Below are 24,946 nucleotides of genomic sequence, written 5' to 3'. Positions count from 1 at the left end.
AAAAGGGGGAATAGCAATGTTACATGATGTATACAAACCAAATCGTCACTGGAAGGATATTGAATTATGGAAAAATGTTACAGAAGAACAATGGAATGATTGGGTTTGGCAATTAACGAATACGATCAAAACTTTAGATGATTTAAAGAAAGTAATTAACTTAACACCTGAAGAAGAAGAAGGCGTTAAAATTTCAACGAAAACGATCCCGTTAAACATTACACCGTACTATGCTTGGCTAATGAATCCTGATGACCCACGCTGTCCGATTCGGATGCAATCAGTACCGATTTCGGAAGAGTTATATAAAACAAAATATGATTTAGAAGATCCTCTTCATGAAGATGAAGATTCACCAGTTCCAGGATTAACGCATCGTTATCCAGACCGCGTACTATTTTTAGTAACGAATCAATGTTCTATGTATTGTCGTTACTGTACACGTCGTCGTTTTAGTGGACAAATTGGAATGGGCGTACCGAAAAAGCAATTAGATGATGCGATTGCTTACATTAGTGAAACACCACAAGTACGTGACGTTTTAATTTCTGGCGGTGATGGACTTCTAATTAATGATAAAATTTTAGAATATGTATTAAAGAATTTACGAGCAATCCCGCATGTTGAAATTATTCGTATCGGAACGAGAGCACCAGTTGTATTCCCACAGCGTATTACAGAAAACCTGTGTAACATAATTAAAAAATACCATCCAGTATGGTTAAATACGCATTTTAATACTTCTATTGAGATTACAGAAGAATCGAAACTAGCATGTGAAATGCTTGCAAATGCAGGTGTTCCAATTGGAAATCAAGCTGTAATTTTAGCTGGAATTAATGACAGCGTTCCAATTATGAAAAAACTTATGCATGATTTAGTGAAAATTCGTGTTCGTCCATACTATATTTACCAATGTGATTTATCAGAAGGTATCGGTCATTTCCGTGCGCCAGTTTCTAAAGGATTAGAAATTATTGAAGGCTTACGTGGACATACGTCTGGTTACGCAGTACCAACTTTCGTTGTCGATGCACCGGGCGGAGGCGGAAAAATTGCGCTTCAGCCAAACTATTTAATTTCACAAAGTGCGGATAAAGTTGTTCTTCGTAACTTTGAAGGGGTTATTACAACGTATCCAGAACCAGAAAACTATATCCCAGGAAGAGCAGAAGGCTACTTTAAAGAAATTTATCCGACCTATGAAGAGAAACGTTCTGATATCGGTGTTGCAGGATTGATGAGTGATAAGAAATTTAATCTTGTTCCAGATGATTTACAACGTATGAATCGCCGTAAAGATTATGAAGTCAATGAAACGCATGCTTCTTTAAAAGATAAACGTGATAAGCGTGATCAATTAAAAGATAAAAAATATCAAGCGCAAATGGCAAAGTTAGATGATGACAAAAAAAATGAGGGTGACGCAGTATGAATTGTATGTGGTGTGACAGTACAGAAGCGACAGAAAGCTTGAATACTGTATATTGGGAGTTACCAGATGGTACGAAAGCCATTGAAATCCAAAAGACACCATGTATTACCTGTTCCTCATGTGGAATGGACTATCAATCAGACCATACTGTAAAAGAAATTGAAGATCAGTTGTTTTTAATTTATACGAAAGATTTGCCAAAACAACTAACATTCGAAGAGTTGATGGGAAGACCACGTTTATTAAAAAGGAACTATTTCGACTTTTAACCAGCTTTTATGCTGGTTTTTTTCTTTTTCGCCTTGTATAATGTACCCGAGTTAGAAAGGTAGGGAATATTTTTGAAAAAGACATTTTACCATTATATGATGAAGCACCGTGCAGCTTTATTTAAAAATGAAATATCAGATTTAGCAGAGGCGATGTATGATGATTTAAGTTTTCCGAAGCAATCTGAAGACTATGATGTAATTAGTTCATACTTAGAGTTAAGTGGAATGCTAGAAAGTATGTCTATATTTGATGAAGCATGGGATTTATATATACAAGAGAGATAACGATATGAAGTTTTAGGAAAATGAAAGCTAGTTTAAATACTAGCTTTTTTGAGTTATATACAAATTCTACTTTTTTATTGAAAAAATTTATGAATATAAGCTTCTGTGATAAGCGTTTTTATGTAGGTTGCATATACTGTTATCAAAATCACGACGTTTAAAAAAGGAGAGATATAGATGGCAAGGAAAAAACAACCTAAATATAACGTAGGGGACATAGTCGTGATTACGCTATATGGAACCGTTGGAAAAATTACAAATATGAAGATTTTAGATGGAGTTTACGTATACGAAGTAAATAATCACGATGGATTTTATGTAGAACAAACTTTGCAGCATGTAACAGAGCAAGAAATGAAAAAGGGCGACACAGAGTGGATTGAATTAAATTATAACTTTACGTTTGGTGATCTCGTGCAAGTAACTGGATATGATAAAGATGTTTTTCGTATTGTTGGTTTTCGTACAGAAGTATGGAGATATAAAAATGATGCATGGGAAGATACAATATATGAATTGTCACGAATTACTGATGGTGAATGGTTAGAAGCTGATGAATCGGATTTAACATTACTTGCCAATGCACAAACGGCAAATGCAATTTTGAAGAAAATGAAACAAGATAAAGCTGGTATGAATAAATTGGATTTAGGAAAATTGAAGTCAATTAACAATTCGAAAAAAGTAAGTGTAAAGACGAATCGCCAAGAAATTATTGATGGGTTATTAGATATTTATAATGATTATCATTTATTATTCGATACATTTAAAGATGAAGAATATAAAATTGTTATGGATGTTGTTCAAAATTATTTAGTTAAATTGACAGAGAAAAAATAGTTAACTAGAAAGAGAGAATAAATTGAACAACAACATATGCAGTATAAGGTATGCCTACAATTATTAAAAAAATAAAAAGCCATTTAATAAGAGAGTCTGCCCATTGATCTTCATGCATGAACTCTTCTTTTGTTTGCTCTACTTCGTATTGGTATTCCATTATTATTTCCCCCTTTGGATAGCTTGTACTAACATCGTATGCCCTTTACCTACATGATATGACTTATAAAAAAAGAAAAACTATTTTTCTAATCTCATATACATAATTTTGAGATTTTTTCATAAAACAGAAATAAAGGAGTGATGCTCATGAAGGAAATTGAAGTCGTAATTGACACGGAAGAGATTGCGGAGTTTTTTTATGAGCGACTAATTGAAAGAGGGTACGTTCCAAAAAGAGAAGAAATTGAGGACCTGGCAGATATTACATTTGAGTATTTATTAGAGAAATGCATGATTGATGAAGTTTTTGATGAAGAGGAAGATTGAAAGTAACGGCGGGCTTAACTCGTCGTTTTTTACTCTTTACAAACTTGTCACAAATATAGACAAGAATTGTTGGTATAATTAAAAGGGAATTTTATACAAGAGGTGAAGGGATGTTCAAAAAAATTATCGATTCTTTATTAGGAAAGAAAAAACATCGTTCGTATTCAAGTAGTGATTATCGTCATAGAGGGCGCTCGTATTCAAGTAGCGATAATAAACGACGTTCATCTGGTTATGGGCATCAGCATTATAAAAGAAAACGTAAAAGCCGTAGCTTCTTTTCAAGTAGCTGATGAAATGGTGTCGTATACTAGCTTTATTTGATAGACCACTGCGAAAAAATACAATCGTTGCAGAGCGTTATAAGATTGAATCAGTAATTGGAATGGGCAGTTATGGGGTTACATATGTCGTTAATGATTTACAAATAAATAAATATAAAGTCTTAAAACAATTAAGACAAAGTAAACAAAGATATGAGTCTGGTAGAAAATCATTTGAGCAAGAGAAAGTGATTTTACAAACATTAAATCATGCGTCAATTCCTAGTCTACATGATCATTTCATATGGGAGAAAAAGAACTTTTTTGTGATGGATTATATGCCGGGAGAAAATTTCGAAGATTATATTTTCTTAGGTGGGCAAGTATATGATGAACGTGAAGTTTTTGAAATTTTATATGAAGTACTAGGAATTGTTTCGTATTTTCATAGTAAAGGTATTATTCACCGAGATTTACGCATTCCAAACATATTAATGAAAGAAAATCAGATTAGTATTATTGATTTTGGATTGGCTAAATTGAAAGGTGAGGGTGATGAGCGAGCTACAACTTATGAAGGTGAACAAGCTTTGATGCGAGAAGTTCACTTTCGTAGCGATTTTTATGCGCTCGGTCATTTCGTATTATTTTTATTGTATGCTGGCTATGAATCGACTGAAAAAAAGGAAAAACCTTGGTATGAAGAGTTAGTGCTGGAAGAATATAATCGCGCCATGCTAATGCGAATGTTACAAATAAAAGCGCCATACTATGAAAATGTACAAGATTTGAAAAAAGATGTAGCTTACGCTTTAGAAAGGATGGAGACTCCATGTTTCAAAAGTTTTTAGCAAGCGTTGGTATTGGTAGTGCAAAAGTAGATACTGTTCTTGAAAAAGATGAGTATATAGTTGGAGAAGAGATAGTAGGGAAGGTTCATATAACTGGAGGTTCAGTTAGCCAACAAATTGAAAGCATTTACTTAACGTTGTCGACGTCATATGTAAGAGAAGTAGATGATAAAAAAGTAACGACAACGTATGATTTAGAGCGAGTTCGTTTAACAGATCCATTTTCTATAGAGCCAAATGAAAAAGTGGAAATTCCATTTTCATTTTTAATGCCAATTGAAGCACCACTAACACTTGGAATGAAAACGGTTTGGGTTCATACAGGCCTTGATATTAAACGTAGTATTGATCCAAGTGACCGTGATTATATTCAAGTGTTGCCGAATGCGCTATTGAACAGTGTATTAGATAGTGTAAAACAATTAGGTTTTAAAGCGCGTCATATAGAATGCGAAGAATTACCGTATCGATTACGTAAGCAAGTTCCATTCGCGCAAGAATTTGAGTTTATTCCAGTTTCCGGAGAGTATTATGGGAAATTAGATGAATTAGAATTATTAATTTTGCCAAGTGCCCACGACCGATTGGAAATTATTATGGAAGTAGATAGAAAATCACGTGGATTAGCTGGTTTATTCGCAGAAGCGCTAGATCTTGATGAGAAGGTTATTCGCTTTTCGGTAACAAGTGAAGATATTCCAACGATGCAGCAAAAAATTAACAATAATATTTTTTAATAAACTATGCATAAAAAAGAAATGGAGAGGAAAACTAAAACAACCGCTCCATTTTTTTGCATAGTGAGGTTATGTATGTGAAACGATACCGACATTTATACTTGTTAAGTTGTACACTACTCATTTGTTTTGTCGCACTATCACTTTCGTATCATACCGCTTGTATTGAAAAATTTGATAATGTAGTCGCACACTTTATTCAAAGTTTCCGAAACGATTATTTGACAACCTATTTTACTTGGGTGTCCTTTATCGGTTCAAAAAGAATATATTTCCCGTTACTCATTATACTTGTAATGTATTTTCTTCTTAGAAAAAAAATATTAAGTGCATTACTTCTAACAATTAATTATTACGGATCACGTTATTTGAACAGTATGCTCAAACTATGGTATGAACGAGCACGACCTGATGTGACGCAGCTTGTTACAGCAACTGGATATAGCTTTCCGAGCGGTCATACGATGAATGCTACTGCTTTTTTAGGATTTATTGCATATGTCACCATTACAGAAGATCGTATTTCATTGCATAAAAAGTTGCTGATTATTTTTATAGCAAGCTTCGTTGTATTATCTATTTCAGTTAGCCGAATTTATCTTGGCGTGCACTATCCATCTGACATATTAGCCGGATGGGCAGCGGGCGGTAGCTGGCTCGTTTTATGTGTTATATTTCATAAGGCGTTCATTAAAAAAGAACCTATGTCATAATAGGTTCTTTTTGCATGGGCTCCACATGAATATGAGCATGGTAAATTCCGAATTTCTTTCGAAGCATATCTTCAATATTGTCAGTAATACAATGGCTTTCGCTAACATCCATTCGAGCATCTACTTCAATTGTAATATCTACATACGTTTGATTCCCATACATACGAGCACGAATATCTACAATATGTTCTACACCGAAAATATGCCCGATGGCATCAGCGTATTCATCCATTTTTTCAGGATCAATTCCATCCGTTAACATATGAGAAGCTTCTACGAAAATTTCCCACGCAGTCTTACAAATAATAAGACCGACAATTAAAGCGGCAATAGGGTCTAAAATAGGCATTTTGAACTGTGATCCGACAATACCTATTACTGTACCAATACTTACGAGAGCATCTGATAAATTATCTTTTGCAGCGGCTTCTAACGACTTACTCTTTGTTTGAATCGCAATCTTTTTCGTATATTTATATACGAAATACATTACGACGGCAGAAAATAAAGCAACCCATGCAGCGAGTACATTAGGCGCTGCTTGTTTCGGATTTAAAAACGATTGAATTGCACTAATCACAACTTCTAATCCGACCGTTGCCATAATAAAGGAAGCAACAAGTGATGCGATTTGTTCTGCACGCGAATGCCCATATGGATGATCTGGGTCACGAGGCTTACGAGAAATTTTTAGGCCGATTAATATTGCTAAAGAAGCACCAATATCCGTTAAGTTATTCAAACCATCAGCACGTAATGCGCTAGAGAGGGTAATATAACTGATGATGATTTTCATAGAGGATAAAAATATGTAAGCTATAATGCTGACAATAGCACCTTTATCAGCTTCTTTATGAGAAAGAGAATCCATTTTAATCACTCGCCTTTCTACAAGGAATTTCTTTCTATACATAGAGTATCAAACGAAACTCGTGTGGGTCTATACAAACATTGTTGACGTTTTATAGCTTTTTAAGAAGGGGATAACAAAGTTTCGTTAAGGAAAAATATGTTGAAAAGTACAAAGTAAGGGTATGAATGAAATTGGGATTCATTTACAATGTAAGAGATAGGAGGGTAGGAGGATGAAGAAACGCATACTTTTCTTACTATGTATTTTTCTTATAATGACTGGATGTAATTCATCAAATGATAAAAACGTGAAGAAACAAAATATTTCTAAAATATCAATATCCACTTTTAAAGGATACGGTGGATTAAATGAAAATTATTTTATGTGTATAGAAGACAAACAAATAATCAAAGGGATTAATAATCTATTTAATAACACGAAAAAACAAAAGCGAAGCGGCGAAAAACCACAATACGATGTATTAATTACATATGAAAGTGGTGATACAAACGGTATACATCTTTACCTTGGAGATGAAGGGGATAGGAGTGTAATTATGTACATTGGTCATGAGGAAACCGTATATTACACTTCTAAAGAAATGACGAAACAACTACGAAAGATAATTGTGAAAAAAGATTAAAACCCTCTGAAAAATATTTTTTCAGAGGGTTTTCGTTTCTTAGTACGCTTCTAAAAACTCAGTAACTTGCTCTTCAGTTTTTGCATTTGCACTATGTAAGTGACCTAGCTTTTCGCCATTTTGATATACAAGTAGGCTTGGAATGCCCATTACTTGATACTCTTCAGCAATACTTGGGAACTCATCTTTATTAATAGAATACCATTCAAACTTATTAAACTCTTCCATTACATCTCCGATAAAATTGTCCATACGTACACAATCTGGGCACCATGTAGTAAAGAACTTAACAACTACTGGCTCCTCGCTTGCGATGATGTCTTTGAATTCCTTGTCAGACTTGATTTCTCTCATGTTTTGTTGCTCCTTTTTCACTTATAATATTTGGGGTTATTTAGGCGGTGTTTTTGCCCAGAAACGAAAACTTCTAACAAGAGTTTTTTCTTTCCGAATAATTCGTTTGCAAATTGATCTACCGCAGTTTCCTGAAGTCCTGGTACATCATGTGAATAGGTGTCCAGTGTGATACCTACTCTGTTATGTCCTAATTGCTCACTCACAATCTTCGGATGTATACCTTGTTTCAACATTAATGTTGCATGGGTATGCCTTAGATCATGGAACCGAATATCAGGAACCTCACTTTTCTTTATAAGCTTTTTCCAGAGCTGTGTCAAACTTCTGAAACGGCAGACCCAATTGTAGTCATTATAGTCTTCACCATATCGCTCTTTTTCCTCAGAGATTTTTTGCAGATGGTCATTTAGTGCTATTAAAGTAATGTCAGGCAAAATCAGCAATCTCTTTCCTGAAGAGGTTTTTAGTTCATGGAATCCCTTTGTAATGTGAGAGAGGGAACGGTTAACAGATAACGTTCGTCTCTCAAAATCAATGTCTTTCCATTGTAAACCTAAGATTTCACCTTTACGCATTCCACATGTAATAGCAAGAAGATAAGCGATATAATAACGGCTTTCTTTTGCATGTTCTAAAAAACGAAGAACTTCTTCATCGGTTAAAAAGCCAGGGTGTTAACGCTGATTTAGTGGAAAGAGCTCATTATATCACTCTTTCGGAGGAGGTGAGTTAGGATGCGGAAATGGTTAAAGAAACTATTTTCGAAAAAACGCCCACCCTGCATTGTTTGTGAGGAACAAGAAGGTGAGCTTCAATTAAACGAAACTGATAGGATCTGTGAAAATTGTGCCCAAATTATGCATGAAAAAGGTATTGAAAGAGATGAATAGTACCCTTTACATCTTATTCCATATATAACAAAGCTGGTTAGCTTCTGATTCAAGCGCTATTAAATGATCATTATTAATAGAGTTATTCGTATACATTCTGTTCTTTTGGATGTTAAGAACCGTATAATTCACATCGTTATGTTCATTTGAAAATGTTGATTCGTTTAATAATGTCAGCGTTGAGTTGATGTTGTATTTATCAATTCGCTCTTTTTTTCCTTTGAAAAACAGCTTGATAAGATGCGGCTCATCATTAATGAGCAAGCCGAGTTCAGGTGATGAGCGGACGATTAAATCATCTGATATCCAATGTGATTTACCTGGATCGAACCAAGAGACGTCTTTGTTTTTAATAAATTTTTTGTACTGTTTTATGACATCAATGTAGTTTTGCTTTTTCTTCTGATCAACCGTTTGCACTAATGTTTCGAAACATTCAAAAGGTAGTTCGTTTTGATGAAATTTAATAACAGTGTCTCGTAATTGTTTCCAGTAATCAAAAGCTGGTTGGTATTCCGGTTGAGATTTTAGATTTTTTACAAAGTTTGTTTTAGCTGCACTACTTTTCAGTGTGAAGTCTAGAAATTGTGTAAGTCCTACTTTAATTTCTGCCATATTACACCCCCTTTTCAAACATTACTAATTCGATAATGGAAAGGAAAATCCTGCATTTTTTAAGGAGGTGAGCTAGATGCTAGAAAACCTGATGTCCATGCACAATGGCTACGGCAAAGCTGATCCGCAAGAACAAGAGGGAATTATTACAACTTCTATCGATATCGAAAAGTTACAAGATGTTATAAGTCGAGCGGTAGTGATTTTGCAGGATTGTCCAGAAGATGCTGAACTTGATGATTTAAATGGGAGCATTAATGAAGCGTTGGAATTGTTACAAAAGTATTTGGGGCAATAAAAAAGGACGAGCAGTCGTACCTGCTGTCCTTTATAGGAGGAAAATTATTCTGGACTAGAACTACGAATAACCAGAAAACGCGCTTTTAACCAGTGTTGTCAAAGATGTAATAATCTGTGCAACATAAAAGCTTAGTCGGAATTCAAAACACCAAAATGGCTTGCGTTGGTAAACAGGCTCAAAAGTAGTATATGCAAAATGAAAAATTCCATACAAAAAGCAGACAACAATTTTGGTTGTCTGCCTGTGAGTTGAATGAGTTAGCTAATTGTGATAAATTGCTTTCCCATTACAAGAAGAGTGAAGCTGCTAGTTCAAACAGCTTGTAGGTAGTATTTTCGATATCTAAAAAAATATACAGAGAAAGCAGATAGGTGAAGAACCTGCCTGCTTACTACTGTAACAAAAGAAAGAAGTACTAGCCGTGGATACGACGGCTTGAAAATAGTATGTATTTTTATTTAAAAAATATTCAAGGGGTGAAGAAACATGGAGTGTTTGATAAATGGTGTCTATGAAATAGATAATGATTTTTTTGGTCCAATAAACTTTGCTAATGTTGTAGCTGTTTCATCCATAATTCAATTGAGTGCAGGGGATTTAGTCGAGATTTTTGCACAAAGTAGCGTAGCTGGAGTTATTAGTAATGTAGAAGATAGTACGCATTTTGAAGCTGCAAGATTCCCGTCTCCAAAAGTATAAGTGGTATGAAACCTTGTAAGTAATTTAATATCAGGACATTCCAAAATTTATACTCACCCTGTACAAGAACGGATAATTTATTTGTAGTGCATGAAGTATTTTAACGGTGTACAAGCTGTTTTGAAAGCGCTGGATAAATGAACTATGTACTGTTAAATAGTGTCTGATGATTGTAAACGAAACAGTCGAAGAAGAGTAGCGGTGTATGCAAAAAGAAATGCATGATGTTTAGGTAAAGAAAGCTTACTGGTAAGGGGATCTTACCGATTTAGTTCATGAAAAAAGGCCCTGTTGTCTCCAACAGGGCCTTTCCTAAAATGGCAAAGAGTAACTCTTACCTTACTCCTTGTCCATAGAATACACAAAAATTTTACGTTTGTACAGGTCAATAATTTACAATAATAATATTTGAATATAATGTTTAAAAATAATACTAGAGAGTAGAAAAATATTTGGTATAGGGGATATTGTTGATTTTAAAGGGGATTTAAGCGATTGTTATCACCTTACCGGTAATAAAAGGATATTAAAATAATAAAATATGAAATATTACATATTTCACTGAACAATATAATCTATTTAATAATAATAAAATCGAACGGAGGAGTTTTTTTCTGAAAATCCGAGTTGATGAAACTAGATAATTTATATTACTGATATAACCGTAATATTATATGAGTGCTTTGTTTTTAAAAGCTATACTTTCTAATCGCTCTGCCTTATGGAGGAGCATTCTTATTTTTTGTAATAGCAACAATTAGTCTAAACTTTTCAAATCTAGCTTGCATAGTATGCAGTAATAGAGTAGAAAGGAGCGCTATATATGTCTTGTTATTACTATTGTAAGAATTGTGAGAGTTACAAAAAGAAAAATCATGATTGCTGTAAAAAAAGAAGTGATCATTATAATAAGTGCGGTAAAAGAAGTGATGACTGTTCTTGCGATTATAAGGAGAATAACCTTGTAAGAGCATCCGCTTTTAGAGCTGTAAATACAGTTGATCAAAACCTTCCAGCCAATACTTTTGTTAAAGTATTATTTCAAAATGAACAATTTGATTTAGCGAATGAATATAACCCGGCAACATCAGAGTTTACTCCGAAGACTAGAGGCGTTTATTCCGTAATTGGAACGATTGGTTTCTTTCCGAACGATACAAATTTAAATTATAGAGCGCGTGTAGAAGTTCGAGTGAATGGAAATGCGGCAATTGCTATAGATAACGACTTTTTTGGTCCAATAAATTTCGGTAATGTCGTAAGTGTTTCAACAATACTTCAATTACATGCAGGTGATATTGTCGAGATTTTTGCACAAAGTAGTATAGATGGGGTTATTAGTAGTACTGAAGATGGTTCTCATTTTGAGGCTGCAAGATTCCCATCTCCAATAAAATAAAAGAGAAGTTATAACTATTTATGGACTATCTTTTTTTGTAAGGCTCTACCTTATGGTAGGGCCTTTTAGTTAAAGTTGTTTAGATGGTAATATATTAAAATAAGTTCGTAAATACTTGATAAGCAACACCTAGAGTTAATACGATAGCTAACAGTTTTGCTATCCATCTCGGTGCATTTAAATTTAGTAAAAGGGAATGACATATACTAAATGTAATGCCGAGTGTTAAAAGAATTGCGATAAGATATAAAACTAATAGGAAGAAAGGTTGCTCTATGGAGCCGAAGTCAATTTTGGATGGATTCATGTAATATGTACCTCGTTTTTTGTTGATATATTAATATAATAATGAAAAATACAATAAATTGGAAGGGTAATGTAATAAATACTATAAAAGTAAATTTGAAGTTATGGATGGAGTAGATCAAATAATCTTTGAAAGACTATTCAAAGCCATCATTTGTTTAAGTTTGATATGCAAGAACGAATGTTCTTGGTATACTGAAAAATAAAAAAGGTGCGTTTACATGACAAATTTTAGTAATATAATTGAAAAACTAGATGAAATGATTTACAAGCCTAATAATCTATTAATTACTAGACGAAAAGAAGAAAAGCAAAATTCAGAATATGCAGGGTGGGTATTTCAGCTAAATAATAGAAGCATACGATTTAGGGTATCAAAAATTACGCCTAATAAGATTGGACAATTTGTTTCTTTTTGGGAGAAGAATGCCTCCATGAGCAACCAGGCATTTTCTTATGATTCGGCTCCTAACCTTTTAGTTATCACTTGTATAGCGGAAAGTAAACTAGGACAATTTATTTTTCCAAAAGAGATTCTTCTAAAAGAAAAAATATTAAAAACTCAAAATCAAAAAGGGAAAATGGCTATGAGGGTTTACCCTATTTGGGATAAGCCTGTTAGTAATCAAGCTAAGAAGAGTCAACTGTGGCAACTTCAATATTTTATTGATTTAAGTGATATTGAAAATATAGCTACAGATAAATTATTAAACTTATATTTATAGCATTGTGGTAAATGTATAATTAGAAAATTATCTTTAGAAATATTGGATGTCGATATACATAAATAAACGGGGATTTTAATAAAATAAGCTATTAAGCGAAGAATAAAAAAAGAGCATACATAAAAGTATGCTCAAAAGAAAGATAGGTTTTATGAGTGGATGATCACCATACGATAATATATGCTCATCTCATTAAAACGTGTAAAAAATCAACAAAATATCAACAAATAAGCAATTAATGAGTTATTTTAGTTTTCTAATGAAGCTATGTTTATGTGAAATGAAAATAAGAGCTGAATCTTTTGAAAGATTCGGCTCCATCTATTTCTTTTTTGACGTAGTATTCATTATAAAAAAGTACGAAATTATACGATTAACAATTTGACAATGATCGTACTTCAGTTACGTATTTCTTAAAGTCAGGATATTGAGATATGGTATGGCAGTTTGGGGTGAGTAGTTGATTAATGAAAGATACGTTTGTAATTACTTCTTCGCAAGGACCGAAGAATGTAACTTTTAATTTTGAGTTTGGGGGAACTTTGAATACGATAGGTTTTTTTTTCACGAAATCAGCTCCTTATTATAGAAGGTTTATGTGTTAATCTTCTTTTGATTATGAAGACATATAAATATAATATGTAAATTTAGTGTAGTTGCTTATTATAGATGCCGTATTGGTACACGGAATCTCATTCCAGCATAATACTTGAAGTTAGGAAAGAAACATAGCATACTTTTCTTAAATTGATTTATTATTATAAATAGTGAACGTAAGAAAATAATATAAATGCCTTATGCAATTTGAAGACAATTACATATTATGGTAAAGATAATTGTATAAGAAGGTAGAATGAAAGAATGGAAGAAAATGTACAAGTTGAGCTTTTACCACCGTGGATTACGTATTTTAATGAGCTTAAAAATTCTATAGGCGCTGATCCGACTGTAACAGTGGGTCCGCTTATTCCAGTTGGTGGGAACTTTATTATTTTAGTACAAGCTATGAGTGATGAAAAAGCGATAGCATTAGCTACGCTTCTTAAACCTTTCGTACAATTTGGAAATGTAAGTGTAACAGTTGTTGTTAGTAACGAAGAAAGTGTGATTGTAAATCCGCTTCCATGTCCACTAGATGCATTTGAAATTGCACATTTATTTCAAGTAGCGCTAGAAAACAATCCTTATTTTCAACAAGTTGTTGTACAGCCACAGCTACCAGGTGGAGCGAATGTTATTTTTCCAGTTTTTGCTGCGAAAGTTATTCAATTTTTTAACGATGATATCTCAAATCTTTGCCAAACGTTTACAGGTGTTGCTGCCAATGTATTTCATGATGTAATGAACGACGTTGTGTGCGATATCCCTATTTTATTCTCTACAAGCTGCGTTACAAGCAATGATGATGTACGATTTGTTATTGAAGGGAATATAGAAAATAAGGATATAACACCAAAATTGTATTATTAAAATGTGAAAAGACATTTTCCTGAATCGAAAATGTCTTTTTCTTGTACATAAAGGAACTAATAAAAGGCAGCTTTTATTAGTTAGCTGCCTTTTTACAGGGAGATTGAAAAATCTTGGAGGTCATTCATGAGTATAAGCAAAAATTGCTTATATATAGTATGCACAGTATTTATAGTTTTATCCCAATATTTAGTATGAAATAAACGCAAGTCTATCGTTTACAAATGCAAAAAAGAAGAACTTGTTTATTACGGATAAAAAGAAATTATTTAGTTTTAAAAAATGATGAAAATATATTTACTTGTCTTATAGAAGCTTGCTATTAGGCATATGGGTCTAGCAATAATACAAGCTTTGAATAAGATAATAAAAAGGAGTTGATTAGTAATGGGTTATATTGTAGATATTTCGAAATGGAATGGAAATATTAATTGGGATATTGCAGCGTCTCAGCTAGATTTAGTTATTGCTAGAGTTCAAGATGGTTCAAATACGGTCGATTTTATGTATCAAGGTTATGTGGAAGAAATGAAGAAACGTAGCATTCCATTTGGGAATTATGCATTTTGCCGTTTTATATCTATTTCAGATGCAAAAAAAGAAGCGCAAGATTTTTGGAATCGTGGCGATAAAAACGCCAAATTTTGGGTGGCAGATGTAGAAGTTCAAACAATGGTAGATATGCAAGGCGGGACTCAAGCATTTATTGATGAATTACGCCGATTAGGTGCAAAAAAAATTGGTTTATATGTAGGACATCACACGTATGTATCATTTGGAGCTCGCAATATTGATGCTGATTTTATTTGGATTCCTCGTTACGGAGGGAATAAACCAGCATATCCTTGTGATATTTGGCAATATACTGATTCAGGAAATGTTCCTGGTATTGGAAAATGTGATTTAAATCAATTAATTGGGAATAAAAATCTTTCTTGGTTTATTGGTTCAAATCAAACAAATCAATCTAGTATTGGAGATAGTAAGCAACCAAATGGAATTGGTATTGCAGTTTCAAAATATAATGATGGATACGGTATTAATTTATATGAAAATCCTGCGAATCCACAGTTTACAGGAAGACTTACGAAAAAAATCCCATATTTAATCTTTAAAGGTTATTGGGGAGGTGGCGAAAAAGATATGATTTGTTTAGGCGGTGAACAACAGTGGGCTAAGTTAGAACATTTTAATGTACAATGGTTTTATGCATATTCAAAATACACACCTGGATATGAAATTAGAACGTACGATGGACCAAACGGGAATGATACAGGTGCGGTTGATGGGAAGGTCCCTTATCGTATTTGGAATCGTCAAGATGGATATATAGATATAGGTGGGAACAAATGGATCAAAGAAGAACATGTGCAGATTAAATGATGTTAAAAAGTCGGCTTTATGCCGGCTTTTGTATTTAATAAAGCTTGTCTCTGGCATGAAGAGAAATACTTGTGGAAAACACATTAATTTCACAATACCACTGTATAGTTCCTAATATACATTTATCAAAGTGAGGTATTTGAATTGAAAAAGAAAAAGCTATTTATGGGAACTATTATTACATGTGTGGCACTAACATTGTCTGCGTGTGGTTCCTCAGAAAATGTTGCAACATCAAAAGTAGGAAACGTGACAGAGAAAGAGTTAAGTAAAGAATTAAGGCAAACATATGGAAAAAGTACTTTATCTCAAATGATGTTAAATAAGGCATTGCTAGATAAATATGAAGTTTCAGATGAAGAAGCTAAAAAACAAGTAGACGCAGCGAAGGAACAAATGGGTGACAAGTTTAAAGTGGCTTTAGAGCAAGTAGGATTAAAAAATGAAGATGAATTAAAAGAGAGAATGAAGCCAGAAATTGCACTTGAAAAAGCGATTAAAGCGACTGTCACAGATAAAGATGTGAAAGATAGCCATAAACCAGAAATGAAGGTAAGTCACATTTTAGTGAAAGATGAAAAAACTGCGAAAGAAGTAAAAGAGAAAATAAATAATGGTGAAGATTTTACTGCTCTAGCGAAACAATATTCAGAAGATACTGGTTCAAAGGAACAGGGCGGAGAAATAGCTGGTTTTGCCCCTGGTCAAACTGTGAAAGAATTTGAGGAAGCTGCATATAAATTAGATGCAGGACAAGTAAGTGAGCCAATAAAAACATCATATGGTTATCATATAATAAAGGTGACGGATAAAAAAGAATTGAAACCATTTGATGAAGTGAAAGATACGATTCGAAAAGATTTAGAACAACAAAGACTACAAGATACGACAGGTAAATGGAAACAACAAGTAATCAATGATCTATTGAAAGAAGCGGATATTAAAGTAACAGATAATGAATTTAAAGATACATTTAAATTCTTAGATGAGAAGTAAGGTTTAGAAGAAAAACAGAGATTTAGCATAGTGCTATATTTCTGTTTTTTAATTTTCAATAGAAAAGGGAACTCATATAGAGTTCCCTTTTCTCGTTAGTGTGTGAGTTATAAATAGATAGTAAGACAATACAATATTACATTTAAATATTAAGAATTACAATAGAAAATTTTGGTGTAAATAAAAAGGAATAAGCAATTACTTCGCAAAATGTTGAAATGATAATGTTTTAGTTAATTAATTTTGTTAAATATAAACTAAATATATTTTCTTAGAAATTGAATAGGGGACATAATTTAAAGAAGGGTACATATCATATTTATTGGAGTATAAATTAACTTTATAGGAAGTGACATGTTGAACATTTATTACAAAAGGATGTTCTTAATGATGATATAAATTATTTATTAAAATAGGATGAATATTTTTATATTTACTAGATTATTAAATTAACTTGGAGGAGAATATATGAAAGTTATTTTTAAGAGAGAAGGCGGAGGGAAAATTTTTGAATCATCTAATGAAAATATAAGCGTTCTATTAGCTGTATTAAAAGAAACAAAAGAGATAAAGATTGGGATGGTTGAGTATGAAGTATTAGAATATAAACTGGAATACTATCGAAATCCGAAAAAAACAGAAACAGAGAGAGAATTACATATTATAATGCAACCCAAGCTTATTCAATAAAGAAAGTGAAACATTCATCAGTGTGAGTCTTACTGCCTGCAAATAGCGGGATAAATGGTAGTAATTGTCGATATATATGAAACTTATGAGGAATGAATTGTTTTACATCATAAGTTTCTAAAGCTTTGTGGTTCGTTCATAATAAAAATATATGCTTTTGTTGAAGGATGGTTAATGAGATGTAGCTGAAATTTGTATTCCAGAAAGAACGTTAGTTAGGATAGAAAAGTAAAATTAGAAATATAATTAGTTCAATAAAAGCGACTTCACATTAGGTGGAGTCGCTTTTATTGTTGCTGCACGTATTCTATGATGTGATAGGAAGTGCAAAGAAATTTGATTAATAAAAGGAAGTAATCAATAAGTATGAATAAACTTCATAGATTAAAGTTGCATTTTGTTTGAAAATTTACATGTTGCACTTCCGAAAGAACGTTCGTTCGTGTATAATTAGAACAAACGTTCTTTTGGGGTGGGGATTTTTACAAATGCATAAATAGTTTTGAATTAGAAAGCTACGCTACATATAAATAAGAGATGGATGAAGTGTATTTAGAAGTAAAGTTTCTATTTTTATGAATAGATAGATGTAGAAAATTGAGGAGTAAAGAAAATGAATTATGTAAAGATACAGGAAAAAGGAAGAGAGTGGGTTCCGTTTACAGTAATGTCGGAACAATTATTAAGTATGAGAAAAATTATTGGAGAGAAATTAAAAGTTCAAAGACCGCTAATAACGAATGAAGCGAAAGAAAGTATTTCAGACAAATTATTAACTTCATTATTGTCTGAAGAAGAGATGTTAGTGACATATTTTGAAGAAGGATACATACTTACGAGTTATATGACAGTGGTTCATATAAATCCAATTCAACAAATTGTAAAATGTACAGATGCATTTTATAAAACATATATATTTTCTACAAGGGACATAATTGATATAACTTAAAAGAAGCTGAATTTTGAAGTTTAGCTTCTTTAATTTAGCCAGCTATTTGCGGACAATTAGATTTACACCTCATAATTGGGCTGTTAGTCAGGCTACCTGTAAAATCCTAATTTTTTTGAAGAGGTGAAGAACTAAATGAAAAAGCAGCTAGCTGCAAGCTAGCTGCTTAGTCCCAGGGAAAGGGAGAAAAAGATTGGCACTCAAAAAATCGACGATAGCTGTGTATCAGCCTGAGTATAGTATAGACAAATTTTAAAATGTTATACAAAAATGATTACAGATCTGGTTAGGCTAGGCTGTACCAACTTGGTTTTGATCTGCTAGATCAGAATCAAATGTATTAGTCGCGCTAACCCCACTAAAAGTGTTCACTACGAAACCAACGTTAGACGCGCCAGAGCCGTTATAAGCTTTCGTATTCTCTTTTGGAGAAACGTTGTAGAAATCACCTAAGTTAAAAGATCCGTTACTATTTTGTACAACTAAATTCCCAACAATTGAGGGCATAATTTTCACCTACTTTATAAGTAATTGTTTGCATTACTATATGAAGGTATAGTCTAATTGGTTCATTTGACAAATATTCCGGAATAGAAAAATGTTTGAAGCTTTGTTTAATCAATCGAGCAAAAAGTATGTTAAAATTAACGAAGAGTTGAATTTTAAAAAGAATAAATTCGGATAATTAATATATATAGAATTAAAGGAGGCGAAATGTAATGGATAATGTTATAAAAATAGTGGATTTAACAGATGCAGAATCAAGTAAACTTGTTGCTTTTATTTATAGTAATGATGTTACATTGATCGAAAAAGCATTTTGTCCTAATGAAATAAAATTAAAGTTTAATGAAATAGCAATTTTATCGGCAATTAAAACAGCATATATTACGAAAGTATCTATAAGGAAAGAACTTGAAGCGATTTTTCACGATACAGGCGTTTTATTAGTGAAGCAAAATGTTGAAAGGAATAGTATTCAATCTATAACAATGCATTTTGAGCAATTTAAAAAGTTGCAAAATGAGATTGAGAATTTAAATAAAAGTATGTTACAAGACTAGGTGGAAATTCTTTGATAGAGATGGGCTCTGTTAAGTTGAAAAAGTGGATTGAAAAGTATTTGAAAAATCGAAATGTAAACATAAATATACTTTCATTAAGGTGGAGCCTATATTTATCGATGTGAGAAATGTAGGAAAGAGAAGATACAATTTTAAAATAATAACGATACAAACAAAAAGAGTAACTATGATGGTTACTCTTTTTGTTTGTAATATGTAATATCAAAAATACTTCTAAAGTATGAAATGAATTGATACTTAAGTGAGAGGTTGAATAAGAATGAAAAGAGTAATATAAATTGAAAGGAGGAGAGGAAATTGGAGCGAAACGACATTGGAAAACTTGTAATTATTACTGGAGTAACGCAAGGGTTAGGACGTGCAATGGTTGATAGGTTTCATGAATTGGGCTGGAACATAGTTGGGTGTGGACGTTCGAAAGATAAAATTGAAGAGCTTAATAAATATTACGGTGCTACACATGATTTTCAAATAATTGATGTTTCAGATTCTCACCAAGTTAGTAAATGGGCAAGTTATATTCTTAATAGATATAGGGCTCCCGATCTGTTAATAAATAATGCATCGATTGTTAATCAAAATGCACCACTTTGGAAAATTACCGCTCAAGAATTTGAAAGTGTAATGAGTGTAAATGTGAACGGGGTAGTAAATGTCATAAGGGCGTTCGTCCCGGCGATGATAGCTAGGAAAGAAGGAATTATTATTAATATGAGCTCTAGTTGGGGAAGAGAAGGCGAGGCTGAACTTGCGCCATATTGTGCTTCGAAGTTTGCTATTGAAGGTATCACTCAATCTATGGCGATGGAACTGCCAAATGGCTTGGCTGTAGTGGCATTAGATCCTGGTGGAAGTATTAGTTCTCCAATGCTTCATTCATGTGCACCTCAATATGTAAAAGAATCTCCTACACCTGCAATGTGGTCACATAAAGCAATTCATTATATATTAAATATAACAATAGATAAAAACGGAGATTCATTGACATGTCCGGCATAGAGTTATTGTTCAGATAGGTATTAAATATTGTATTCACAGTTTTAAAGGACAAGCATATATTGAAGTATATAAGAAGCATTTGCTTATTACATCTTCATCGAGAAACTCCTTGCTAAAAAAGAGCACCGGAAAGGTGCTCTTTTTTATTATTAGTACATTATGTGATGCACAAAATTACATATGAAAAATAAAATAATGAATTAAAGGTGATATTTGTTTATTTAGAATGTACTAGAAAATTTTAATATAGGTGATGGAAAATGAACCTACGCGATTTAGAATTGACAGGGGCATGGTTTCAAGTAGGAGGAAATCTTATAGCAGCTATTGGAACAACTAGAGGGTTTGCAGGAGAAGAAAAGATTGAGTCGGATCTTGTTATTGTAGGGAGTTCATTACAAGCCCTCGGATATATATTGCAAATTATAGCAACTATTGATGCGAAAGATGAAGATAAATGTGAGAAGCAAGATGTAACTATAGATAATAAAAATAAAGCGCTAGCGAAAACGGGGATTGAGTTATTAGCTTTAGGTAATATTTCGAATGTAATAGGAGCGTATTTGAATCTAAATGAACAAATGAAAGAAAATGATTTTCTTATAATTACTGGGAATAGTTTGCAATCAATTGGAGCTTTTTTAGGAGTAGAAGTAGCATTGAATGAGATAAATGGAATACAGTGGATTATTGTATTAGGGAATTCAATGCAAAGTTTAGGTGCAGGATTACAAGCATATGAAGGTATTCACAATATATCAAAAGAAGAAAAGGGAAATGAAGACAGTAATATAGATAAAGAAGATCAACGTATAATAGGGCTAATAGGTATTTGGATACAGGCAATAGGTACTGTAATTTCAGCAATTGGATTAACTGAAATAGTAGAGGAACAACGAGTGGAATCTAAGAAAAGGCAATGAAATACTCATTTAAATGAAGTTTGGAGTATTTCAACTTTAGAAGTAGGACAAGATTGATGTGATAATTCTTTTTGTAGGCTTTTTCATATTGGCGTAGAATATACATATAAACGAACAGGTGAAAATAGCTTGTTAACGTTAGTGAGAGGCTCCTCATTTAGTTATACTATTATATGTGATTTTGTAATGATGAGTTCTTATATACGCTTTTAGAAATAACATGATTTCATAGGTTTGATAGTGTAGGAGATGGATGGGTAAGAATTGAAAAATAAACATTAAGGAGTTTTTCAGACATGATGTACTTATTAGCAATTCTACTTCCACCGGTAGCTGTTTTATTTTGCGGAAAGCCGTTTCAAGCGATTATTAATTTCATTTTAACCTTGATTTTTTGGGTTCCAGGAGCGATACACGCAGTTCTTGTTGTACATGATAAAAAAGCCGATAGGCGACTTAAAAGACAAGTTCAAGCGTACGATGAAATTAATAAAAGAAATAGAAGGTAAATTGCGAGTGGAAACATACAAAAAAGAAAGGGGATTTGATTCGCCTTTCTTTTTTGTATGCCAATCAAGTTTAAATTTTAGTATAGCGGTAAGAATTTTTAATAAAGGTATTATGATAATAACTTTTAGAGTGTGCGTTTAATAAACCGGTGTAAATGCTTTCTGGTACGTTAAAGAAATCATACATACTGTTCTTTAGTTGGATTCTTAAAATCATTGAAAAAGGGTTATAGCCAACGGCAACTATATTTCTTGATATAACGGGAGATAATTTCATCATTACGCAACTCCTTACTTTTCATTTAAGATGTTTTCTTGTAGGCAAGGGGACTGTGGTATTGAAATCCTTATAATTAAAGGGGTATTATACTTATATGTAAGATATTAAATGTTCGTTATACGTAATTATAAGGAAGTTCACACGAAGTACATATAGTTGTGCTATTTTTATTTCACCTTTGATTTATAAATAAGAAAATATTGACCATTTGAAAAAAAGGTATATTATTTATACGAGGTATTAAAAATTCACTTCTTACATTCTATGCTTTAAGGGGCAGTATTATTAGAAAAAAATAGAGGTGAATATAGTTTGTATAAGAAGTATTCTAAAATTTATAATCTGTGAATTGGGAAAATATTGAATGCTTCCGGTTAATAAACTTTCTAAATATAAGTATATTTGTGAAGGTGACCTCAATATTTCATGTAAATCAACGGGAGAATTGAAAGGCAGGAGAAAGTAACATGTCAGAAAATTATCGTTCTCGAGAGGAGCGACGACAAGTTCAAAAGAAAAAACAGCCAGCTTCTAAAAAAACAAAACCAAAAGGTAAAACATCGTTTTTTCGTAAATTTTTAATCAGTTGTTTACTACTTGGTATTGTAGGTTTAGTGGCAGGGGTTGCTACCTTTTTCGTTATGATAAAGGATGCGCCAAAACTTGAGAAATCAAAACTTGTTAATCCGTTATCCTCAAAAATTTATGATAAAGACGGGAATTTGGTATATGAATATGGGAAAGAAAAGCGAACGAATGTTACGTATGATCAAATTCCTAAATTAGTAGAAAATGCATTTTTAGCGACAGAAGACGCACGTTTTTACGAGCATAGCGGGGTAGACTTTAAGGGTACTGCACGTGCGGTTTTAGTTAGTCTTAAAGGAGATTATGGCTCTCAAGGTGGAAGTACGATAACGCAGCAAGTTATTAAAAATTACTTCTTATCGATGGAAAAAACGTCAAAGCGTAAGGTTCAGGAAATATATTTAGCGTATAAGCTAGAACAACAATATTCAAAACATGAAATATTAGAGATGTATTTAAATAAAATTAATTTAGGTAACCGTTCATATGGAATCGCAACAGCAGCGCAAAACTACTATGGTAAAGAATTGAAAGATTTAACATTACCAGAAGTTGCGATGCTTGCCGGTTTGCCGAAAGCACCGAATAACTATGATCCAACGAAAAAAGAAAATGTCGAAAGGGCAACAGAAAGAAGAAATACTGTACTAAACTTAATGAATCGACATGGTTATATTACAAAGGCAGAAATGGAAGAAGCGTCAAAAGTTCCAGTAACAGATGGGCTTAAGACTGTAACTGAACAAACAATGCCATATCCTGCATTTATGGATGCGGTTGTGAAAGAAGTAGAAAAAGAATTACCAGATGCTAATATTGGTTCTGATGGTTTAGAAATTTATACAACGTTGGATCCAAAAGCACAGAAATTGGCTGATAATATTTTAAATACAAATATTATTAATTACCCAAATGATAAATTTCAAGGTGCATTCACATTTATGGATACGAAAACAGGTGAAGTACGTGCTATAGGTAGTGGGCGTGGTGAGAATAAAGCAGTATTTAAAGGGCATAATATGGCAATCGAATTAGATCGTGCAGCTGGTTCTACAATGAAGCCAATCTTTGATTACGCTCCTGCTATTGAGTATTTAAAATGGGCTACCTATCATCAAATTGATGACTCTCCATTTAAGTATTCAAGTGGTCAAGAAGTTCGAAATGCAGATAGAAATCATTTAGGACCAATTACAATGCGTGATGCATTAAAAATGTCACGTAATATTCCAGCGATTAAAACTGCAAAAGAAGTGGGAATTAATAAATCGAAAGACTTCTCTGAGAAACTAGGTATTACATTTAATAAAGCACCGACAGAATCTACAGCGATTGGTACAAACGAAGTATCACCAACTGAAATAGCGGGTGCTTATGCGGCATTTGGTAATGATGGTAAATATACGAAACCGCATTTTGTTAAGAAAGTAGTTTATCCAGATGGCAAGTCACAAAGTTTTGGACAAAAACCAAAACAAGTTATGGCGGATTCTACAGCATATATGATTACTGATATGCTTCGTTCTGTAGTTACATCAGGTACTGGTACATCTGCAAATGTAGGTTCTTTAGATATCGCGGGTAAAACAGGTACAACAAACTATGCTTCAGAACAAATAGCGAAATACAACATTCCAGAAAGTGCAACTCGGGATAGTTGGTTTGCAGGATATACACCGCAGTATACGATGGCAGTATGGACTGGATATATGAAAGATAGTAAAGACGATTATATTAGTAGTAAAAATACGAAAATTGCACAGTTGATTTTCAAAGAAATGATGGGTGAGTTAGCTACAGATACATCACAATTTAAAATGCCAAGTAGTGTTATTAAAGAGGGTGATGAGCTCCGTATAAAAGGTGAAAAACGTGATTCATCTCCAAATACGAGCGTACCGGATACAACGAAACAACCAAAACAAGACCAACAGCCAAAAACTGAAGAAGAGAAAAATCAAGAGGAATTAAAGAAACAGGAAGAACTTAAGAAACAAGAAGAGCAAAAGAAGCAAGATGAACTTAAGAAGCAAGAAGAGCAAAAGAAACAAGAGGAACAGAATAAGCAAAATGAACAAAACAATGGAAATGGTCAAGGAACTCCAAATCCACCAACTACTGGAGGTGGCCAAGGAACTCCAACCCCACCAGCTACTGGAAGTGGTCAAGGAACTCCAACCCCACCAGCTACTGGAGGTGGTCAAGGAACTCCAACCCCACCAACTACTGGAGGTGGCCAAGGAACTCCAAATCCGCCAACCACTGGAGGTGGTCAAGGAACTCCAAATCCACCAACCACTGGAGGTGGCCAAGAAACTCCAACCCCACCAACTACTGGCGGGAATACAGGAGAGGCTCCTTCCAATAATGGACAATAAATAATGCGTTTTAAAAGCACCAA

General features: G+C 33.2%; 33 protein-coding genes and 1 pseudogene. 25 read left to right on the top strand and 9 right to left on the bottom strand.

The window, feature by feature from the left end; translation table 11 throughout:
* Positions 1-16: 16 nt before the first annotated feature.
* The 4 genes from ablA to FT637_RS16120 all read left to right on the top strand — a co-directional run bounded on the left by ablA (position 17) and on the right by FT637_RS16120 (position 2,832).
* Positions 17-1,435 (top strand): lysine 2,3-aminomutase, encoded by a 1,419-nt coding sequence (gene ablA, locus FT637_RS16135; protein ID WP_193647147.1) that lies wholly within the window; start codon positions 17-19, stop codon positions 1,433-1,435.
* A complete protein-coding gene (locus FT637_RS16130; protein ID WP_193647146.1) occupies positions 1,432-1,704 on the top strand; it encodes a YokU family protein in 273 nt (90 codons plus the stop codon). Before ablA ends, FT637_RS16130 begins: the two co-directional genes overlap by 4 nt.
* A 72-nt stretch (positions 1,705-1,776) precedes the next feature.
* On the top strand, positions 1,777-1,992 hold the full coding sequence (locus FT637_RS16125; RefSeq protein ID WP_002119089.1) for a YozE family protein: 216 nt from the start codon (positions 1,777-1,779) through the stop codon (positions 1,990-1,992).
* 177 nt (positions 1,993-2,169) lie between these two features.
* Positions 2,170-2,832, top strand: coding sequence for a hypothetical protein (locus tag FT637_RS16120; RefSeq protein WP_002119090.1), 663 nt, complete (start codon positions 2,170-2,172; stop codon positions 2,830-2,832).
* A 4-nt stretch (positions 2,833-2,836) separates the two neighbouring features.
* On the opposite strand, the gene FT637_RS16115 is transcribed toward FT637_RS16120, so the two are convergent.
* Positions 2,837-2,992, bottom strand: coding sequence for a DUF3930 family protein (locus FT637_RS16115; RefSeq protein WP_002018281.1), 156 nt, complete (start codon positions 2,990-2,992; stop codon positions 2,837-2,839).
* A 149-nt stretch (positions 2,993-3,141) separates the two neighbouring features.
* Here FT637_RS16115 and FT637_RS16110 point away from each other — a divergent pair, with 149 nt between their 5' ends.
* From FT637_RS16110 to FT637_RS16090, 5 genes are all read left to right on the top strand, one after another.
* On the top strand, positions 3,142-3,321 hold the full coding sequence (locus FT637_RS16110; RefSeq protein ID WP_002012644.1) for a YozD family protein: 180 nt from the start codon (positions 3,142-3,144) through the stop codon (positions 3,319-3,321).
* A gap of 110 nt (positions 3,322-3,431) precedes the next feature.
* Entirely contained in the window at positions 3,432-3,614 is a 183-nt protein-coding gene (locus FT637_RS16105; RefSeq protein ID WP_002141661.1) for a hypothetical protein, read from the top strand.
* On the top strand, positions 3,614-4,435 hold the full coding sequence (locus FT637_RS16100; protein ID WP_193647145.1) for a serine/threonine protein kinase: 822 nt from the start codon (positions 3,614-3,616) through the stop codon (positions 4,433-4,435). The genes FT637_RS16105 and FT637_RS16100 overlap by 1 nt, the downstream gene beginning before the upstream one ends.
* Positions 4,417-5,172, top strand: a complete 756-nt coding sequence (locus FT637_RS16095; RefSeq protein ID WP_193647144.1) for a sporulation protein — start codon at positions 4,417-4,419, stop codon at positions 5,170-5,172. Before FT637_RS16100 ends, FT637_RS16095 begins: the two co-directional genes overlap by 19 nt.
* Before the next feature lie 77 nt (positions 5,173-5,249).
* A complete protein-coding gene (locus FT637_RS16090) occupies positions 5,250-5,885 on the top strand; it encodes a phosphatase PAP2 family protein (RefSeq protein ID WP_002148169.1) in 636 nt (211 codons plus the stop codon).
* Here FT637_RS16090 and FT637_RS16085 read toward each other — a convergent pair.
* Positions 5,875-6,756 carry a cation diffusion facilitator family transporter gene (locus FT637_RS16085; protein ID WP_193647265.1) on the bottom strand — a complete coding sequence of 294 codons (882 nt, stop codon included), beginning with the start codon at positions 6,754-6,756 and terminating at the stop codon, positions 5,875-5,877. The genes FT637_RS16090 and FT637_RS16085 overlap by 11 nt on opposite strands.
* A gap of 214 nt (positions 6,757-6,970) precedes the next feature.
* Here FT637_RS16085 and FT637_RS16080 point away from each other — a divergent pair, with 214 nt between their 5' ends.
* Positions 6,971-7,381, top strand: a complete 411-nt coding sequence (locus FT637_RS16080) for a hypothetical protein (RefSeq protein ID WP_193647143.1) — start codon at positions 6,971-6,973, stop codon at positions 7,379-7,381.
* A 39-nt stretch (positions 7,382-7,420) separates the two neighbouring features.
* Here FT637_RS16080 and FT637_RS16075 read toward each other — a convergent pair whose 3' ends face one another.
* Both FT637_RS16075 and FT637_RS16070 read right to left on the bottom strand, forming a co-directional pair.
* Entirely contained in the window at positions 7,421-7,735 is a 315-nt protein-coding gene (locus tag FT637_RS16075) for a thioredoxin family protein (RefSeq protein WP_001206934.1), read from the bottom strand.
* 17 nt (positions 7,736-7,752) lie between these two features.
* Positions 7,753-8,343 carry a site-specific integrase gene (locus FT637_RS16070; protein ID WP_319805952.1) on the bottom strand — a complete coding sequence of 197 codons (591 nt, stop codon included), beginning with the start codon at positions 8,341-8,343 and terminating at the stop codon, positions 7,753-7,755.
* A 129-nt stretch (positions 8,344-8,472) separates the two neighbouring features.
* Between FT637_RS16070 and FT637_RS16065 the strand changes: the two genes are divergently transcribed.
* Positions 8,473-8,628, top strand: a complete 156-nt coding sequence (locus FT637_RS16065; RefSeq protein WP_193647141.1) for a hypothetical protein — start codon at positions 8,473-8,475, stop codon at positions 8,626-8,628.
* A 6-nt stretch (positions 8,629-8,634) separates the two neighbouring features.
* Here the strand turns inward: FT637_RS16065 and FT637_RS16060 are convergent, their stop codons facing one another.
* Positions 8,635-9,243 carry a hypothetical protein gene (locus tag FT637_RS16060; protein ID WP_002012636.1) on the bottom strand — a complete coding sequence of 203 codons (609 nt, stop codon included), beginning with the start codon at positions 9,241-9,243 and terminating at the stop codon, positions 8,635-8,637.
* A gap of 76 nt (positions 9,244-9,319) precedes the next feature.
* Here FT637_RS16060 and FT637_RS16055 point away from each other — a divergent pair, with 76 nt between their 5' ends.
* From FT637_RS16055 to FT637_RS16045, 3 genes and pseudogenes are all read left to right on the top strand, one after another.
* Positions 9,320-9,541: a hypothetical protein gene (locus FT637_RS16055; RefSeq protein WP_193647140.1), complete on the top strand. Its 222-nt coding sequence runs from the start codon at positions 9,320-9,322 to the stop codon at positions 9,539-9,541.
* 516 nt (positions 9,542-10,057) lie between these two features.
* Positions 10,058-10,243: pseudogene (locus FT637_RS16050) on the top strand (hypothetical protein); the annotation flags it as partial.
* An 823-nt stretch (positions 10,244-11,066) separates the two neighbouring features.
* Positions 11,067-11,642 carry a C1q-like domain-containing protein gene (locus tag FT637_RS16045; RefSeq protein ID WP_193647139.1) on the top strand — a complete coding sequence of 192 codons (576 nt, stop codon included), beginning with the start codon at positions 11,067-11,069 and terminating at the stop codon, positions 11,640-11,642.
* 94 nt (positions 11,643-11,736) lie between these two features.
* Here the strand turns inward: FT637_RS16045 and FT637_RS16040 are convergent, their stop codons facing one another.
* Positions 11,737-11,949, bottom strand: coding sequence for a hypothetical protein (locus FT637_RS16040; protein WP_193647138.1), 213 nt, complete (start codon positions 11,947-11,949; stop codon positions 11,737-11,739).
* Positions 11,950-12,169: 220 nt separating this feature from the next.
* On the opposite strand from FT637_RS16040, the gene FT637_RS16035 reads away from it, so the two are divergent.
* Positions 12,170-12,673 carry a MepB family protein gene (locus FT637_RS16035; RefSeq protein ID WP_193647137.1) on the top strand — a complete coding sequence of 168 codons (504 nt, stop codon included), beginning with the start codon at positions 12,170-12,172 and terminating at the stop codon, positions 12,671-12,673.
* Positions 12,674-13,046: 373 nt separating this feature from the next.
* On the opposite strand, the gene FT637_RS16030 is transcribed toward FT637_RS16035, so the two are convergent.
* Complete coding sequence (locus FT637_RS16030; RefSeq protein ID WP_193647136.1) at positions 13,047-13,241, bottom strand: hypothetical protein; 195 nt, start codon at positions 13,239-13,241, stop codon at positions 13,047-13,049.
* A 293-nt stretch (positions 13,242-13,534) separates the two neighbouring features.
* Between FT637_RS16030 and FT637_RS16025 the strand changes: the two genes are divergently transcribed.
* The 5 genes from FT637_RS16025 (at position 13,535) to FT637_RS16005 (ending at position 18,161) form a co-directional block, all read left to right on the top strand.
* The gene (locus FT637_RS16025) at positions 13,535-14,143 is read left to right on the top strand and encodes a hypothetical protein (RefSeq protein WP_193647135.1); all 609 of its coding nucleotides are present in this window, start codon (positions 13,535-13,537) and stop codon (positions 14,141-14,143) included.
* 387 nt (positions 14,144-14,530) lie between these two features.
* Positions 14,531-15,526, top strand: a complete 996-nt coding sequence (locus FT637_RS16020) for a glycoside hydrolase family 25 protein (RefSeq protein ID WP_193647134.1) — start codon at positions 14,531-14,533, stop codon at positions 15,524-15,526.
* Between the two features lie 144 nt (positions 15,527-15,670).
* Complete coding sequence (locus FT637_RS16015) at positions 15,671-16,522, top strand: peptidylprolyl isomerase PrsA (protein ID WP_193647133.1); 852 nt, start codon at positions 15,671-15,673, stop codon at positions 16,520-16,522.
* A gap of 468 nt (positions 16,523-16,990) precedes the next feature.
* Complete coding sequence (locus FT637_RS16010) at positions 16,991-17,212, top strand: hypothetical protein (RefSeq protein WP_078174218.1); 222 nt, start codon at positions 16,991-16,993, stop codon at positions 17,210-17,212.
* Positions 17,213-17,825: 613 nt separating this feature from the next.
* Positions 17,826-18,161 carry a YolD-like family protein gene (locus FT637_RS16005; protein WP_193647132.1) on the top strand — a complete coding sequence of 112 codons (336 nt, stop codon included), beginning with the start codon at positions 17,826-17,828 and terminating at the stop codon, positions 18,159-18,161.
* 291 nt (positions 18,162-18,452) lie between these two features.
* Here the strand turns inward: FT637_RS16005 and FT637_RS16000 are convergent, their stop codons facing one another.
* Entirely contained in the window at positions 18,453-18,668 is a 216-nt protein-coding gene (locus tag FT637_RS16000; protein WP_098387464.1) for a spore germination protein, read from the bottom strand.
* Positions 18,669-18,880: 212 nt separating this feature from the next.
* On the opposite strand from FT637_RS16000, the gene FT637_RS15995 reads away from it, so the two are divergent.
* The 4 genes from FT637_RS15995 to FT637_RS15980 all read left to right on the top strand — a co-directional run bounded on the left by FT637_RS15995 (position 18,881) and on the right by FT637_RS15980 (position 21,677).
* Positions 18,881-19,225 carry a hypothetical protein gene (locus tag FT637_RS15995; RefSeq protein ID WP_193647131.1) on the top strand — a complete coding sequence of 115 codons (345 nt, stop codon included), beginning with the start codon at positions 18,881-18,883 and terminating at the stop codon, positions 19,223-19,225.
* A gap of 318 nt (positions 19,226-19,543) precedes the next feature.
* Entirely contained in the window at positions 19,544-20,245 is a 702-nt protein-coding gene (locus FT637_RS15990) for an SDR family oxidoreductase (protein ID WP_193647130.1), read from the top strand.
* Positions 20,246-20,505: 260 nt separating this feature from the next.
* Positions 20,506-21,168: a DUF6944 family repetitive protein gene (locus FT637_RS15985; protein WP_193647129.1), complete on the top strand. Its 663-nt coding sequence runs from the start codon at positions 20,506-20,508 to the stop codon at positions 21,166-21,168.
* A gap of 296 nt (positions 21,169-21,464) precedes the next feature.
* The gene (locus FT637_RS15980) at positions 21,465-21,677 is read left to right on the top strand and encodes a YqaE/Pmp3 family membrane protein (RefSeq protein WP_002065263.1); all 213 of its coding nucleotides are present in this window, start codon (positions 21,465-21,467) and stop codon (positions 21,675-21,677) included.
* Positions 21,678-21,747: 70 nt separating this feature from the next.
* On the opposite strand, the gene FT637_RS15975 is transcribed toward FT637_RS15980, so the two are convergent.
* Positions 21,748-21,957 (bottom strand): KTSC domain-containing protein, encoded by a 210-nt coding sequence (locus tag FT637_RS15975; RefSeq protein ID WP_193647128.1) that lies wholly within the window; start codon positions 21,955-21,957, stop codon positions 21,748-21,750.
* Positions 21,958-22,424: 467 nt separating this feature from the next.
* On the opposite strand from FT637_RS15975, the gene FT637_RS15970 reads away from it, so the two are divergent.
* A complete protein-coding gene (locus tag FT637_RS15970) occupies positions 22,425-24,923 on the top strand; it encodes a transglycosylase domain-containing protein (protein ID WP_193647127.1) in 2,499 nt (832 codons plus the stop codon).
* The last annotated feature ends 23 nt before the right edge of the window (positions 24,924-24,946 follow it).

The sequence above is a fragment of the Bacillus cereus genome (assembly GCF_015071065.1).
GTDB lineage: Bacteria > Bacillota > Bacilli > Bacillales > Bacillaceae_G > Bacillus_A > Bacillus_A cereus_BA.
The sequence above is the reverse complement of the archived record's forward strand: the minus strand, read 5'-3'. Positions and strand labels throughout refer to the sequence as shown.